Here is a 15,280-nt window from a genome sequence, read left to right on the forward strand (position 1 = left end):
AATCCGCCTGGCCGGCAAAGCTTTCCATAATAGGCCTTTCCCCGTGATTTTGTCAAGGCCTGAAACTTTCGGGGAGGCTTGCTGGTTATTCGGCTGAACACAAGGTTGTATCGGCAAAAATGTCAGATTTGAAAGCGCAAGTGCTGGACAAAAGCCTGCCGCCGTTCAAGCGGCTCACGCTTCTGATGGAAATGCTGCGCTCGCCGCAGGGGTGTAACTGGGATCGAAAACAGACCCACGAGACTCTTCTGCCGTACCTGATCGAAGAGACGTACGAGGTAGTCGATTCCATTGCGTATCAACGATATGCGGAACTGAAGGAGGAACTCGGCGATCTCCTCTGCCAGGTGGTTTTTCATGCCCAACTCGCCCGCGAGCGCGGTGAGTTTGACATTGATGATGCCGTTACTCACCTCGTGGACAAACTGATTCGCCGGCATCCGCACGTTTTCGGTCGGCCGCGCGATCTCAGCCCACAGGAGGTACGCGACCAGTGGGAAAAGATCAAGGTCAACTCCGGGGAGAAGCCATCAGTGCTGTCAGGATTGCCGAGGTCGATGCCCGCCCTGACGATGGCCTTTCGCATGGGTGAGAAAGCGGGTGGATTCGGCTTCGACTGGTCTGATCCGACTGAGGTGATGGAGAAGGTAGAGGAAGAACTCAAGGAGCTCAGGCAGGAAATTTTTTCCCCATCACGTGAGGGTGGCGACCGCATCGAGAGTGAGGTCGGAGACCTGTTATTTGCGACGGCTTCACTTGCCCGCAAGCTGAGCGTCGATCCGGAACTGGCCCTGAAACGAGCATTGGACAAATTCCGCCGCCGGTTTGAACGTATGGAGGGGGAGATCGCGAGTCGGGGCGGGACGTTTGATGAGTACACGCTGGAACAGCTGGAGCAGTTGTGGCAGGAGTTGAAGCGGACCGAGTGACGCAGCCGGTGGCAATAATGGGCCATATATTGTTATAAAGTCCGCTTTTGGTCGGTCGCAACCGAGGGCGCGGATCTCAAAAATGGCGCATTTTTTAGTTGTTTTGACACATGGCGGCCTTTTTATTCCGGCGGAAAATACGTAGGTGCCAAAGGGCGTGACCTGTTCTGTTGATACATTATCAGGATACTCGTTGTTCACGGATGAAGATATGCCGGAGGCGCGCTGACGTTACGCGCCAAGGAGGGATGCCTATGGTATGATGTGTCGTAGTAAACGCAAATGTGCAAGACACCATGCAGTCAGACGCCCCTGGAAGTGATAGGCCGGTGGTGCTGTTCGGCTGCTTCGTAACACGAAAACCAAAGCTTCACAGTAAATAGAGGATCAGGTATGAAGAGAGTACTAACTGTCGGATTCGTTTTGTTGCTCGTAATGAGCGCCAGTTCATTCGCGACCCAGACTCGTGTGCTGACGATGGGTCAGAATGGAACCATCCTGGTGGACGACGCCAACGTGATGGAGTTCTACGGACGGACGTTCAACTACCCGGATATCGCCGTGGCTGACTTTGTCCCTGGTGAACCCAGTGGTGATATGCTGGACTTCGGGATCAACTGGAAGTTTGGCGAAGACAAGCCGTGGGTGCTGGGCACGTATTTCTCCACCGAGGCGGCGGCGAATCCCATGGACTACTACGGCAACAATCTGGTGACCTGGGACATGGGCACCCCGCCGGGGTTACCATATAACAGGCGCCTCGATCTGTTATACGGCCGGCTGCTCGGCACGGTCAATTTCGGTTTCTACCTCGGTTACATTAACAGCTCACGCAGTTCCGACGTGACTGACGACAAGTCCGAGGAGAAGTTCAACCAGTACAAGGTGGGTCTCGGTCTCACCTCGGATAAGGGTGATTGGGATCTGGCCGTGGCCGCATACTTCGGCTCGTTCAGTGATAAGGACGCGGCCGGCGACGACGTGACCGAAGCCGACGGATACACGGATTTCTATGCGCGCGGCCGGTTCTTCTACCAGTATAATCCCACCCTCACGTTTGTGCCGCACGGCGAGGTCACGATGGGCAGCCGGGGACGGGTATACCCGGAACTGGCGGCTCCGCCGGCGATCGATCCGGCCCTTGACTCCACCGCGCTGAAGAGTTCGCATACGATGTTCGAGCTCGGTGTCGGCATGCATTACACCCCGGCCAGCAACGTCCTGGCCGTTCTGGACTTCGGCTTCCAGCTCGACTCCAAGAAGAACGAGAAGACCGATAATCACGAAGCTGCCGATCCGAAAACATCCGAAGTCAAGCAGAATGAACTTGTTCTGCCGTTCTGGAAGATCGGTTTGGAAGCGGACGTGTTTTCATGGATGGACGTGCGGTTCGGCGCCATCTCCAACTGGACCAGCTTCAAGCAGGAGGAAGGTGCAAAGCGCAGTTACGCCAGCAACGACACCTACCTCGGGTTCGGTTTCCACTGGGGCCGGCTCCACGTCGACACGTATACCGATCCGGAACTTGTGATTGACGGGTTCAACTTCATTTCGGGCAGCAACTACGATTCCACCACCAGGAATATGAATTTCATGGTGAGCGCGCTGTACGAGATGTTCTGATCATCCGGATTTGCAACACGGATACGAAAAGCCCGACCCCGTTGGCGGTCGGGCTTTTTCTTTGTCACGTCCGGAGTGTGCCGGAGTCTACTTTTGCGCGATCATTTCCTGTACGAACTGAGGCAGGGCAAAGGCGGCGCGATGCGTTTCCAGGTTGTAGTAACGCGTCGTCAGTTTCAGTCGATCCCAGCGCTCGCCGTCCAGGTCAGCCAGCGGGTCCGGTCCCTTGCTGCAGAACATGAACGCCCAGTAACCCGACGGGTATATGGGCATGAAGCAGGTATACAACCGTACGACCGGGAAGATGTCGGCGAGATTGGCGTGCATGGCGGCGATCGTGCCCCGGTCGAAATAGGGTGACTCGGCCTGGGCCACGAGAATCCCGCCGTCGTTCAGGCGGTCGAAGGCCGCCTGGTGGAAGGGTTTCTGGAACAGCTCGGCGGCCGGCCCGACCGGGTCGGAAAGGTCAAGAACGATGACGTCGTACCTGTCGGTGCCGCGATAGATGAATTCCTTGCCGTCCCGGAAAACCAGTTCGGCCCGCGGATCCTCGAGCCCGGCGGTCAGCCGCGGGAAGTGCTTCCGGGACGTCTCGACCACCTGCTCGTCAAGCTCACACATGGTGCACCGCTCGACTTCGGGATGCTTCATCACCTCGGTCAGCGCGCCGCAGTCTCCGCCGCCGACGATCAGCACTTGTCTGGGATCCGGATGGGTGAACAGCGGCACGTGGACGATCATCTCGTTATAGGCGTTCCAGTCGTTCTCGGCTACCATGAGAGATCCATACAGGACCAGGAGTTTGCCGAAGAACCGGTTTTCGATTACGTCGATCCGCTGGAATGGGGACTCCGACGATTCAAGAATGCGGTCGACCTTCAGGGTCAGCCCGCAGCAGCCGTCGTGCAGCTCCGAGTACCACACGTTCCAGAGGTCGTCCATTTCCTGGACGGCCACGCGCTTGCCCTCGCTGTTCTTGTTCTCCGCCATATCTGCCTCAGTCAATGACCTTGTACTCCGGTCTGGCCAGCGAGTTGAAGGTGGAGCCGGAAACCGCGCAGTACGCCCCCGTCAGCGGAAAGACCAGCATATCACCGACCTGCTGTTCGGGGATCATGAGCCCGTCATACATGACGTCGAACGAATCGCAGGTCGGGCCGGCCAGAACCGACAGCAACTCCCGCCTTTCACCGCGGCTGATCACGGGATACTGACACTGATCGTAGACTATTCCGCTGAACGTCGAGTACAGGCCGTCGTCCAGATAGTACCACGTTTTCCCGTCCCGAGATGATTTGCCGATGATGGTGGAAAGCAGCGTCACCGGGCTGGCTGAAATGTACCGTCCGGGTTCGCAGATAACCCTGATGCCCGGACGGATCTCCTTTTGGAGCGCCTCCGCGATAGGCGCACAGAATTCGTCGATAGCCGGCACCGGCTCCACGTATTCGACCGGGAAGCCGCCGCCGATGTCGAAAACGGTGGTGTCGAAACCCGCCAGGTCCAGCCGGTGAATCAGCAAGTGCGCGGCGTGGATGGCTTTTACGTAGTTCTCCGGGTAGATGCACTGCGAGCCGATGTGAAAACAGAGTCCGTCGTATTCGTGGCCGGCTGCCCGTATTTTCTCGGCAAGAGGCAGGACCTCGTCGACCGTGCAGCCGAATTTGTACTGCAGGTTGACAACGGCGGTCGTATTGGTGTTTATCCGAAAGCGTATGAGGATCCTGAGCTTCTCGTTTGTGTAGCGCCGGAGCTTCTCGGTCTCGTCGACATTATCCACCACGAAGACCCTGACCCCCTTGGCCACGGCCTGGTCAAACTCCCGGAGCGACTTGATCGGGTGCGAATGAATCAGACGCGCCGGGTCGATACCGGTGGCCAGGACGGCGTCAATCTCCCGCACCGAGCACACGTCGAAACTGCCGCCGCACCGTTGCACCTGCCTGAGGATGGCCGGGTGGTCGTTGGACTTGACGGCGTAGTGGAGGTCGGCTCGCGGAAGCGCCGCCTGGAGAGCCCGGCAGTTGCGACGGACCCCCGAACGGGATAGCAGCAGGGCCGGCGTGGCGGCACTCGTTGAGGCGAACAGGTCCCGGATCAGTTCGGTGTCCAGATGACGCGAGACGGGAGCCCCCGTCATACTGCTGACATTGACGGCATGAGTCACAGTGACCTCCTCGTTAGAGAGGTGAAGAGGTGATGCCTACCGCCGGTGATACCGGCTTGTGGTCGATGATCTCGTCAGTTTCGGACGGGATGCCGCGCTTCAGTTCGCTAACGGCCGGGTGCTTGCTGCCGAGCATTTCGCGTATGTATTCGTGGGCCTTGTAGGGATCTACGCTGTCACCACAGGTGAAGAAATCAACCGCGGCATATCCATACTCCGGCCACGTGTGTACGGAGATGTGCGATTCGGCAATCACCACAACCCCGGAAACACCCTGAGGGGAATACCGATGAAAGACTGAGCCGACGGCAGTGGCGCCGGATTGTCGGACAGCCTCGTTCATGTATTCTTCAATGAGGTGCTCATCGTCCAGCACGGCCCTGTCGCACTCAGAGTATTCGACAATGAGATGGCGTCCGAGCGTCTTCATTTTGATCCCTCCTTCATGGTTTCAGGGTTGATGGTTTACATCTGGGGTGGGGCCACCACCCACAGCAGTCTGGCCGCGGTCTTTCCTTCGTTGCTCAACTGCTGGGTTTTATCCGCTTCAAAGTAAAAGCAGTGTCCTCTGGCTACTTTGTACGACTTGCCGTCAAGCCGGAGCGTGACCGTCCCCTGAAGTACGTATCCGAACTGCTCGCCGGGGTGCGGTTCCTGTTCGTCGAGCTGCTCTCCGGGTTTCAGCTCGAGCATGATGGGGTCCATCAGGTAATTGGTCGAACCCGGGATAAGGAGATCGAACCTGCTGACTCCTCTGCTCTCAAGCTCCACGCGCTCGGACGGAGAAAAGACCACTTTGGTCACGGCGTCGCTGAAGAACTCCGGCAACGTCACGCCGAGCGCTTCGAGCAGGCCGGCCAGCGAATCGATCTGTATCGACGTCTGGTCGTTCTCCAATTGCGAGATAAACCCTTTGGTGAGCCCCGCCCGGTCAGCCAACTCCGCCTGGGTCAGGTCCGAAGCCAACCGTAAGGCTCGTATTTTCTCGCCAATATGAAGATCCAGCGTGCCCGCCTTTCACAACCGAGTTTAATAAAGACTAACTGTTTGTTTAATAAGTGGGGCACAGTATAATCCCGTGCCGAAAAATGTCAAGCCATTTTTACCCGAATCTGACCATTTCTTTCGTGACGCGCACCGGCAGCGGCACATCAGGCTCGCGCCTGAATCGGGAGGGAAGCCCGGGGCGACGGCGACCGGTCGAGCCTCCGGTGCAAAACGGCCCTTTTGCCGCCGGGGACAGCCTGCGCCCGGCACCGGCGAACCGCCGGCTACATTCCGCTTTTTCAGGGGGGAGGCTTGCGCAACAGGCAGATTCGACTAAATTGGTGCGCATATCATGCGGTCCAGTCGAAAGGAGGCGTCGGCATAGAAAAGTACAATATCGTCATAATTGGCGGTGGCCCGGGAGGTTATACGGCCGGGATACGTGCGGCGATCAAGGGCGCAAAGGTGGCGGTGGTGGAATCGCGCGATCTCGGGGGCGTGTGTCTGAACCGCGGCTGCATCCCGTCCAAAGCGCTGATTGCCTCGGCGGCCCAGTATCAGCGTATGAAACACGCCGACAGCTTCGGAATCAGGCTGAGCTCACCGCCGGTGTACGACTGGCTCGCTATGCGGGCCCGCAAGGACAAGATTGTCAGCGGGCTGGTGGGCGGTATCGGCCAGCTTTTCAAATCGCACGCCGTGACGCATTACCACGGGTTTGGCACGATCAAAAATCCCCGGCACGTCACCGTTGTGGACGAGAACGACCGGGAGATCACCCTCGAGACTGACAATATCATCGTCGCCACCGGCTCCCGCGCGATCAGTATTCCCGCTTTCCCGGTCGACGGCCGGAGTATACTGACCTCGGATCATCTGCTGGAGTTGGACCATCTGCCAAAGTCGATGCTGATTATCGGTGCCGGGGTGATCGGCTGCGAGTGGGCCTTTATGCTGTCCCTGCTCGATGTCGAGGTCCACATGGTCGAGATGCTCGAGCGCGCCCTGCCGATGGAGGATAAGGGCAGTTCGAAGTTGATAGAACGTGAACTCAAAAAGCGGAAAGTGTCGCTTCACGTTAATACCAGAGTGGAGTCGGTCGTGCCGGGTGAAGGCGGTGTCCAGGCGCGGCTGTCCGATGGTCAGACGATCGACGCCAACCAGGTGCTGGTGGCGGTCGGTCGGGCCTTCAACACCGAGGAGATAGGTCTCGATGACGTGGGCGTTGAACTCAACGAGAACGGGTCCATCAAAACCGGGGGCGATATGCGGACCAGCGTCGAGAATATCTATGCCGTGGGTGACGTTCGGGGCGAAATCCTGCTGGCCTATACGGCCGTGCACGACGGTGCCGTGGCCGTGGACAACTGCCTTGGGGAAAAGGCCGAAAAGGACTACAGCGGTGTGCCCTCGGTGATCTTCACCCACCCGGAAGTCGCGTCGGTCGGGCTTCAGGAGGACCAGGCCGCTGCCCGGTACGACATTGCTGTCGGCAAATTCCCCCTCAGGGCGCTGGGCAAAGCGCACGCCGAAAACGAAATCGCCGGCGAGGTCAAGGTAATCGGTGACAGGAAGACCGACCGACTGCTCGGCGTCCACATTGTGGGCATCCATGCCACCGAAATAATCCATGTCGCCGCTCTGGCCATAAATCGCGGTTTGACGGTGACGCAACTGGGCAGGCTGATATTCGGCCACCCGGTAGTCTCGGAGGCGATTATGGAGGCGGCCCATGATCTTCACGGGACATCGGTACATCTGGCTCGAAAAAAGTCCTAGGCGCAGTTTTTGACGGCTCTGCGTCCAGGCGCCCCGTTTCAGCCCAAAAGGCCCTTCGCACTTTCTGCGCGGGGCATTTCATTGTTAGACAAAGCATTGCGTCACTGTATCGTAAGCGGACAGGCCGACGCTGGCGCACAAACTGCGTTACTGGACGGTAGTGCCCACCGGATGAATACAGGCTGGCGCACTTATCGTATCAGGCTGCAACCAGATACAGGAAACAACCCCGAAGAGTGGGAGATCGGCACAAATGTTGTTCTTACATACGCACGTAGTTAGTTACTCTTATATACGCAGTATGGCGGTGAAGGGTACGTAAGAGGTGGGGACAAAGGAGTTCCTAGTGAGGGGGAGCTCCTTTTTCTTAGGCGGTTACGCATAGCCGCCTTTTTTTATTTCACGTGCTCTGCTGCACGCTGACTGAGGCCGTGTGCGGCCCCACAAGCCTCTTCCGATGACTCTCCAGCTTTGATCCTGCCGCACGGAGTTGATTCCCGGTGGTGACGGCTCGATACCGCCGTCGCCTGCCTGTGTCGACGACCGCCGCCGAGTCCTGCCCCTTCGACGGCGACTGCCACCTCTACCGAGCCCTGCCGCACACGATCAGGTCTGGTGCCGGCGCATTGCTAATCGGTGCCCTGCCGCGCGATATCCGGTTTGGTCCGGGAATGCCATCCGTCAATACTCGGTCTCGAGCCGACGCTCCGCCGGATAATATTCGGCTTCACGCTGGAACACGGGCGGTCGGCACTCGGTCTCGAGCCGACGCTCCGCCGGACAATAACGGGTTTGGTCCGCTGACACAGTCCGTCGGTATTTGATCCCGCCCGGGAATGCTGCCTGCGGATGTCCGATCTCGAGCTGATACGCTGCCTGTCGCGATGCAGCCTGGTGTCGGCACGCTGCCGGTCGAGATTCAGGCTGGTCCTGAGATGTTGGCTGGTCGGTAAACCTGTTGGCGTGCTCGGCCGATCTTACATGCATGGTGTGCGGAACCTCTTGACTTGCCGGAGGTTTTTATTAGATTCAATCTCCTGCAGGCTGTAGAGTATGGCGGTGTAGCTCAGCTGGTTAGAGCAGCGGAATCATAATCCGCGTGTCCGGGGTTCGAGTCCCTGCACCGCTATATTTTTTTAACTTCCCTATTGACAATACATTACAAAGCCACTATTTTACTCAAAAAGGCGTTGTGACGATTTTGTGACGCCGTTTTTGGGGAGGATAATGGATGGGCACAGTCTACAAAAGAAACGAAGTCTATTACATCAACATCGTCTCCGACGGAAAACGGGTCCGCAGGCGGGTCGGCAGATCCAAGAAGATTGCGGAATTGGCTCTCAAAGATCTCGAGGTCAAGATCGTACGCAAGGAATTCAACCTGGATGTGCCCGACGGTCGGATCGATGATCTGTTCCGGGCCTTCATGGAATACTCCGAGACCAACCATGCGCCGACAACTACGCTCCGGTACCAGCAGGTGATCCAGAATTTCCGGCTCTTTCTGGCAATAAAGTACCCGGAGCTTACAAAGATCTCGCAGATCAAGCTGGAACTCCTCGAAGCGTACAAGCGGTACCGCCGGATGGTTGACCCCAGGACGGTCAGAGTACCGGACGAATATCAGGAGAAGGTCCCGCAAAACGTTCTTGCGGGAAAGGCCAGGACCATAAACTATGAGCTGAAAACTCTCCGGTTGATTCTCAACTTTGGCAAGAAGCGGGGCTTCTGCCACGAGAATCCCACCGAAGGTCTGACCTATCTCAAGGTGATCGATTCCAGGGAGCCGCGGTTTCTCACGAAGGAGGAGTGCAAGCTGCTCCTCGAGAACTCGGATAAGAAATACTACGCGGTCTTCTTCACGTTCCTGAACACCGGTCTTAGGCTCGGAGAGCTGGTCAATCTTCAGTGGCGAGATATCGACTTTAGCCGCCGAATCCTGCGGGTTCGGAAAAAGAAAGATTGGCAACCCAAGTCGGGGGAAAGAGACATCCCGCTCAACTCCGAAATGATCGTGCTCTTGACGAGCCTGAAGCCCAAAAAGGCCGACAAGCATGCCTATGTCTTTACGCGTCGCGACGGCGGCAAACTTGGCGCCAAGCTGCGTCAGGCTCTGATTCGAATCGCCCGGAGGGCAGGTCTTGACGATCTTACGAAGATTCACAGCCTTCGCCACACTTTTGCCAGCCATCTGGTCATGAGCGGTGTCGACCTGCCGACTGTCCAGCGGTTGCTCGGGCATTCCGACATTCAAACGACTATGATTTACTCCCATCTAGCACCTGATCACCTTTCCGGGGCCGTCGAGAAGCTGTCATTCAGCTGATTTTTCGCTTCTCAACAATACGCAGATCTGGTACGCGTGACTTACTGCCTTTAGTCGATCGGGCCTCAAGCCATTTGAGCACGTCCTTCTCCCGGAATCGGAGCAAACGCCCGACCTTAATGTGCGGGATAAACCCGAAATGGGTCCACGCGTAGATGGTGGCCTTCTGGACGTTCAGAAGTCGCGCTATCTCATCCGGTGTCAGGAGCCTTTCCATAGGTGCAGTGTCTCTGTTGGCAGCATCTGTCACCAGTAGCCGTCAAAACTCCTTAGGTCTGGCTCAGCTTCGCTCGTGCGCCAGGTTTCTGCGAAATCGATGCTGAGCCTGTTTTTTGTGTCTGCCCATGCTTTATCTCTTAAATCGAAATATCGTCGCTCTACGGCGATTTCACTTCCCGTAAGTCGTTGTCGTTCAATGTGCGATTTGTCCCCATTTCAGGGGTCCGAGACTGCTTGTTTGACTGCACCAAGGCTCCGGCCCGCTGAACATGTTCCTCAGGGATAATCACGTCGTATTCGTGTGAGCCGTCCGGCATGTAGTAGACGCCGCCGGGACGGCTGTGCTGCCAGCGTATGATGTGATCGTAGTCATCTCTGCTGCAGCAATGCACTTTGTACTTATCATCGAACCATTTCCAGATGTCGGCTTTCATGTCGTTTTGTCACCACATGAAACTGCGTTTTGTCGCCACATGAATAGAGTATCTGATACCATTGCTAACCTGCCTTCTTCGTCACGCGAATTAACGCCTCGCGAGTGGGCCTCGGGATGGGGAGAATCCTGCGGACCGTGGATGCTTTGACCTCCCACCTGCGCGGAGTGCCGGGCTGGTATTCGACGAGGCCGACCGCTGCAAGCGTCTCTAACAGCGTCCCAAGGCGACGTGGTGTACAGCCGCAGGCGTCGGCGATCTCGCGGTGGCCGGCGTGAATCAGCCCACCGGGCCCTACCCGACGTTTGACTTCAAGGCCGGGGAGTGCCACCATGTAGACGAGTACCTGCAGGTTGGTTAAGTGCTTCTGCCATCCATAGTCAATGAAGGTGAAGTTCCTGTAAGCTTTTCTTTTCGATAGAACGCGGGATGCAAACGGGCACATGTCCTCACCTACGCAAAACGACTGTAGTATCGCGTTGGTACACGAGTAGTTATATTCGCTGGCGTAACTGTTGTTTACAGCTCTGTTGAGGTCAGTCGGTGTCAGCGGGGGATGGTTGAATCGATTCCACCTTGTCAGGTAATCAGCAATGAATTCGTAGTTCTTGCCGACTCGCTTCAACTCCGATGCTATAACCACAGCCGATGTGTTCCGATCGGGGAATTCTCCTTTGGATAGAGGGGTGTCGGCCAGGGTGGCCACACACGGTCGGATGTCCTGGCCCGGATGGTCGATAGTGCGGGACAAATGTGAGGAGGTTGCTAACCCTTGTAGAGTCATGTCAGGTGTGATCACGTCAGGCTTTGGTTGCCCGGATCGGTGGGACGTGTCGTTACGCCGGACAACCGGGGTCATCGCCTCTTGTCGTTCCTTACGCCGCATACTCCGCTCCGAGGATTCGCCGTCTCTGACGTATTCGGTCAGCATTCTCAAAAGGGCAGCTGATCTCCCATTCCTCCTGCTCGTGGCAGTTCAGCGCCACCTTCATCACCTTGGCTTTGTCGTACACTTTCATTTCGGCCCGCTTGACGAGCTCACCGACCGGGACAAACTCCACCACGATCACCCAGGGCGCCTGGCTGATCCAGGACGAGAACGGAGCCGGGAAGACGTCGAACGGGCTGAACGTCTTGAACCACAGCCCCTCGTACAGAACTTCATCGACTTCGTGGTCAACCGTCCCGACGTGCTGACCCGACAGCACCACCGGTACCTTCCGATGGACTTTGCCTACATCCCGTCGCCAGCTCGGGATCATGAACCCCGTCCCGTACAGGAAGGAGTACTTCACCAGCCGGCAGACCTCGAGAAAGAACGTCGGCGCGTGCTCCAGGTAGTGCTGCACTACCTGTTCGTGGCGTTGAGCCTTCTCAACCGATCGCCCGGACGTCGGCGAGACTGCGACAAAAGGTGTGTGCTGGAAGTACGTGGTGATGACGCGCACGGCTTCAAGCTCGATCTGCGGGAATAACTTGTGGAAGTGAAAATTGGCCCGCCCCCTGCGCCCCGAAGTCTTCGTTACATAGCCATGGTAGGCCCGGCGGATCTTCCGCCAGTTCGCGCGTCTGGTCCGAAGCGCATCCTTCGCCCTTTTATAGCGGTCACGGATCTGCTTCTTCGGGTCGGGTTTGACCAGAAGCCAATCATGTACGGTGTTGCCGGTTCGTCTTGCCATCGCATCCGCGACGGCCGGAGTTCCGGTGCATTAACCTGACTTGACGCCTACACTCAGCCTAACGCGAATTTTCAGCCGTTTGTCAAGTACTAAATTCCTGCCCGGAGTTCGGTACGGGCTTCCGGGCGCCGAGGCAGACCAGTGTACAGTGAGCTCTGCTCTTTCTCATGCGGAATCAATCTCCCTGTTTTCCTGACCCTAACTCGTTCTTTGATCGCCTGTTACTTCCCCAAAACCGGAAAAAACCGGAAAAAACGGAAATTTCCGGGAATTCGCGCTGCCAGCGCCGGTTTGCAGGGATCGAGCGCGTCTTTGCTCTGGCGACTCCGGCACCAAGGACTCATTCAACATTCCCACTTTCCTGTCCTCGGGATCTCGTCCTGTATGGCACCAAAGAGGAAACTCGGCAGTGCGCGCGCAAGCTTTTGCGATAAGAGACAGGCCGGCACGTCAGAAAACGATCTGTGTCCATCAGCCTCGGTCGCCCGTGTGGTCCGTACTAATGACGGATTAGCTCAAACATAAGATCCGGGGCACCGTTGAGGGATCCGCAAACGCCGACCAACCTGGGTCGGCTGAGCTTCGCAAATCCCGAACCAAGGGGTGACGCATCTGCGTATCGCCAGCTGAGCGATCAATCCAGGAACCACAAGCTCTCTCACTAGGGCCCTTCGCCGATACATCGACTCACTTGTCCTGTTTCTTCATAGGAATGGGCTTGACTGGGCACCGCCTAGTCATTAAGTTGCTAACTGGTGATGTGGGATCTGTTGGACGGATCCCCCAGGCTCGCCTCGCTCCATGGTGATTACTCCTCAACCTTGTGGGGGTCCCAGTCCAGGATGACTATTGGCTATCTTTGCAGTGTTAGGAAAGCAAGATAAGGTATCGAGGGGACGCTTGGCGAATCAAGATCAAGTTTCGATTAGCGGTATTCCCGAACCCGGGCAGCTTGTGTCACTTCGGAACAAAGTCTGGGTTGTAACTGATTTACATGGTTCTGACGTGGGTAGATTGTCAGTTCCGGAGTTGGTTGATGGGAAAACACATCTAGTAGGTGTCTCATCTCTTGAGGATGATGCGTTTGGTGATGAACTTCAGGTACTTTGGGAACTTGAACCCAGTAAACGAATATACGAGCGTGTTAGTCTTCCGACAGTCTCAAGCTTTGACGGGCCCGACCTGTTGGATGCTTTCCTCAATGCCGTGCGATGGGGGGCCGTCTCTTCTGCTGACCAGAAATCACTTCAGTCTCCATTCAGGAGTGGAATTGACCTTGAAGAATATCAATTGGATCCAGTAGTTCGCGCTCTTCGGATGCCAAGAGCGAATCTACTAATTGCTGACGATGTTGGTCTTGGAAAGACAATCGAAACCGGGCTCGTTGCACAAGAGCTCTTCTTGAGGCACCGCGTGAGAACTATGCTCGTAGTTTGCCCTTCGTCTCTTCAGATTCAATGGGCAACACAGATGCGTGATAAGTTCGGTCTGGAGTTTCGCATCATCGACAGCGACTTCATGAAGGAACTCCGGCGTCGACGGGGATTGCACACAAACCCTTGGAGGCACTTTCCGCGCTTGATTACATCTATCGACTTTCTCAAGCGCGATCGTCCTATGAGGCTATTTCGAGAAACTCTGCCGGCTGAAGGTGAACCTCCATACCCCCGCCGTTATGATCTACTGATTGTTGATGAAGCTCACAATATGGCACCGTCTGGTAAAGGTCGTTATGCCACTGATTCTCAAAGAACAGAGGCTATTCGCACATTAGTCCCTCACTTTGAGCACAGGTTGTTCCTCACTGCAACGCCACATAACGGGTACACGGAGAGTTTTACTGCCTTATTGGAATTGCTTGACAACCAACGATTTGCCCGAGGTGTGATGCCTGACCGTAAACAGCTTGAGACGGTCATGGTTCGACGAATGAAGAGCGAACTTGAACTTAAATGGGATGGCTCAAGACGCTTTGCCTCTCGGGTGATAGATCCACTTGAGGTCGACTATACGGATGCTGAGCGGCTTGCACATCAGAAGCTCAGAAAATATGCGGAATCTCGGCAGCGTACTGCTAAATCGGATTCAGAAAGACTGGCGACTGAGTTTGTTCTGAAACTCTTAAAGAAGAGGTTGTTCTCATCACCTGCCGCCTTTGCCTCAACCTTGGAGAAGCACGAACAGTCCTTGATGACCGCTAGAAAGCGCAAAACAGTAACAGCAGCACCTTCAACTAAAGTCTTACGAAAGACAATTGATGAAGTTGAGGAAGAGTTTGCTGATGATGATTCTTATGATGAGGCTACTAATGAAGCGTTGAGCATCGCGGGTCGTCTGTTTACAGATCCTTCAAAAGGTGAACGTACACTTCTCAATGACCTTAAAGAATATGCACGAAATGCATCAGTTCGGCCTGACAGTAAGGCAAATGAGTTAATCCGGTGGCTCAAGCAAGACATCTTTGTCAAGGGTCAATGGACTGATAAGAGGGTTCTAATCTTTACTGAATACAGAGCCACACAAAAGTGGCTTCACGGCATTTTTGCATCTGAGGGGCTCGCGGATCAGAGCCGCCTAATGTTGCTCTATGGTGGAATGGATTCAGATGATCGGGAACGGATAAAGGCTGCGTTTCAAGCAGATCCCGCCATTTCCCCAATTCGAATCCTTCTGGCTACAGATGCCGCTTCAGAGGGAATCGACCTTCAGAACCACTGCTCAAGTCTGATCCACTATGAAATACCGTGGAATCCCAGCCGGTTGGAACAGCGGAATGGTCGTCTTGATCGCCATGGTCAAAAAGCGTCTGAGGTCACAATCTATCACTTCGTGACAAAGGGATTCAGAGACTCAGACACTGGAAAATCACCAGGGGAGCTGGATGGAGATTTGGAGTTCCTGATGCGAGCTGTTTTGAAAGTAGAGACCATTCGCGAGGATATCGGTAAAGTCGGACCGGTTATTGCCACGCAGGTGGAAGAGGCAATGCTAGGTGCTGACGTGCCCCCGGTTGTTGTACCACTTCCTAAGTTAGTCCTATCATAACATTTTTGTCAAGCTGGTTGGGTGGTTGAATCGCTTCGGGAGCCGGCGGACGATACCTGAGCGAACTGTGCGGACGCCTGGTGTTGTAGTGC

The 15,280-nt window shown here is 55.9% G+C and carries 12 protein-coding genes, 1 tRNA gene and 2 pseudogenes; 6 read left to right on the forward strand and 9 right to left on the reverse strand.

All coding sequences use genetic code 11. From position 1 onward, the window contains the following. Positions 1 to 119 precede the first annotated feature (119 nt). Together mazG and VMY05_12300 are read left to right on the forward strand one after the other, a co-directional pair. Complete coding sequence (gene mazG / locus VMY05_12295; protein ID HUV31854.1) at positions 120 to 929, forward strand: nucleoside triphosphate pyrophosphohydrolase; 810 nt, start codon at positions 120 to 122, stop codon at positions 927 to 929. Between the two features lie 393 nt (positions 930 to 1,322). Then, a complete protein-coding gene (locus VMY05_12300; protein ID HUV31855.1) occupies positions 1,323 to 2,552 on the forward strand; it encodes a hypothetical protein in 1,230 nt (409 codons plus the stop codon). A gap of 87 nt (positions 2,553 to 2,639) precedes the next feature. Here the strand turns inward: VMY05_12300 and speE are convergent, their stop codons facing one another. The 4 genes from speE to VMY05_12320 are packed head-to-tail and all read right to left on the reverse strand — an operon-like array spanning position 2,640 to position 5,724. After that, positions 2,640 to 3,542 (reverse strand): polyamine aminopropyltransferase, encoded by a 903-nt coding sequence (gene speE / locus VMY05_12305; protein ID HUV31856.1) that lies wholly within the window; start codon positions 3,540 to 3,542, stop codon positions 2,640 to 2,642. Positions 3,543 to 3,549: 7 nt separating this feature from the next. Then, positions 3,550 to 4,719 (reverse strand): type III PLP-dependent enzyme, encoded by a 1,170-nt coding sequence (locus VMY05_12310; protein ID HUV31857.1) that lies wholly within the window; start codon positions 4,717 to 4,719, stop codon positions 3,550 to 3,552. 13 nt (positions 4,720 to 4,732) lie between these two features. Then, complete coding sequence (speD, locus tag VMY05_12315) at positions 4,733 to 5,149, reverse strand: adenosylmethionine decarboxylase (GenBank protein ID HUV31858.1); 417 nt, start codon at positions 5,147 to 5,149, stop codon at positions 4,733 to 4,735. 35 nt (positions 5,150 to 5,184) lie between these two features. Next, on the reverse strand, positions 5,185 to 5,724 hold the full coding sequence (locus tag VMY05_12320) for a cupin domain-containing protein (GenBank protein HUV31859.1): 540 nt from the start codon (positions 5,722 to 5,724) through the stop codon (positions 5,185 to 5,187). A gap of 294 nt (positions 5,725 to 6,018) precedes the next feature. Between VMY05_12320 and lpdA the strand changes: the two genes are divergently transcribed. The 3 genes from lpdA (at position 6,019) to VMY05_12335 (ending at position 9,811) form a co-directional block, all read left to right on the forward strand. Further along, the gene (gene lpdA / locus VMY05_12325) at positions 6,019 to 7,485 is read left to right on the forward strand and encodes a dihydrolipoyl dehydrogenase (protein ID HUV31860.1); all 1,467 of its coding nucleotides are present in this window, start codon (positions 6,019 to 6,021) and stop codon (positions 7,483 to 7,485) included. Positions 7,486 to 8,540: 1,055 nt separating this feature from the next. Continuing rightward, a tRNA-Met gene (locus VMY05_12330) sits at positions 8,541 to 8,614 on the forward strand. A 102-nt stretch (positions 8,615 to 8,716) separates the two neighbouring features. Beyond that, on the forward strand, positions 8,717 to 9,811 hold the full coding sequence (locus tag VMY05_12335) for a site-specific integrase (GenBank protein ID HUV31861.1): 1,095 nt from the start codon (positions 8,717 to 8,719) through the stop codon (positions 9,809 to 9,811). Here VMY05_12335 and VMY05_12340 read toward each other — a convergent pair. From VMY05_12340 to VMY05_12355, 4 genes are all read right to left on the reverse strand, one after another. Continuing rightward, on the reverse strand, positions 9,804 to 10,028 hold the full coding sequence (locus VMY05_12340; protein HUV31862.1) for a helix-turn-helix domain-containing protein: 225 nt from the start codon (positions 10,026 to 10,028) through the stop codon (positions 9,804 to 9,806). The genes VMY05_12335 and VMY05_12340 overlap by 8 nt on opposite strands. 160 nt (positions 10,029 to 10,188) lie before the next feature. Beyond that, positions 10,189 to 10,464: a hypothetical protein gene (locus tag VMY05_12345; GenBank protein ID HUV31863.1), complete on the reverse strand. Its 276-nt coding sequence runs from the start codon at positions 10,462 to 10,464 to the stop codon at positions 10,189 to 10,191. Positions 10,465 to 10,528: 64 nt separating this feature from the next. After that, positions 10,529 to 11,170, reverse strand: coding sequence for a hypothetical protein (locus VMY05_12350; protein HUV31864.1), 642 nt, complete (start codon positions 11,168 to 11,170; stop codon positions 10,529 to 10,531). A 169-nt stretch (positions 11,171 to 11,339) separates the two neighbouring features. Continuing rightward, positions 11,340 to 12,143 (reverse strand): hypothetical protein, encoded by an 804-nt coding sequence (locus tag VMY05_12355; protein ID HUV31865.1) that lies wholly within the window; start codon positions 12,141 to 12,143, stop codon positions 11,340 to 11,342. A 924-nt stretch (positions 12,144 to 13,067) separates the two neighbouring features. Here VMY05_12355 and drmD point away from each other — a divergent pair. Next, a pseudogene (gene drmD / locus VMY05_12360) lies at positions 13,068 to 15,137 on the forward strand (DISARM system SNF2-like helicase DrmD). A gap of 70 nt (positions 15,138 to 15,207) precedes the next feature. On the opposite strand, the pseudogene VMY05_12365 reads toward drmD, so the two are convergent. Then, positions 15,208 to 15,280: pseudogene (locus VMY05_12365) on the reverse strand (integrase catalytic subunit).

It is taken from the genome of Acidobacteriota bacterium, assembly GCA_035529075.1.
In the GTDB taxonomy this organism is placed as follows: Bacteria; Zixibacteria; MSB-5A5; order GN15; family FEB-12; genus DATKXK01.

Excerpts from the sequence above, each read along its gene's own strand:
- mazG (HUV31854.1), top strand. The coding sequence starts at position 120 with ATGTCAGATTTGAAAGCGCAAGTGCTGGACAAAAGCCTGCCGCCGTTC.
- VMY05_12300 (HUV31855.1), top strand. The coding sequence starts at position 1,323 with ATGAAGAGAGTACTAACTGTCGGATTCGTTTTGTTGCTCGTAATGAGC.
- speE (HUV31856.1), bottom strand. The coding sequence starts at position 3,542 with ATGGCGGAGAACAAGAACAGCGAGGGCAAGCGCGTGGCCGTCCAGGAA.
- speD (HUV31858.1), bottom strand. The coding sequence starts at position 5,149 with ATGAAGACGCTCGGACGCCATCTCATTGTCGAATACTCTGAGTGCGAC.
- VMY05_12335 (HUV31861.1), top strand. The coding sequence starts at position 8,717 with ATGGGCACAGTCTACAAAAGAAACGAAGTCTATTACATCAACATCGTC.
- VMY05_12340 (HUV31862.1), bottom strand. The coding sequence starts at position 10,028 with ATGGAAAGGCTCCTGACACCGGATGAGATAGCGCGACTTCTGAACGTC.
- VMY05_12345 (HUV31863.1), bottom strand. The coding sequence starts at position 10,464 with ATGAAAGCCGACATCTGGAAATGGTTCGATGATAAGTACAAAGTGCAT.
- VMY05_12355 (HUV31865.1), bottom strand. The coding sequence starts at position 12,143 with ATGGCAAGACGAACCGGCAACACCGTACATGATTGGCTTCTGGTCAAA.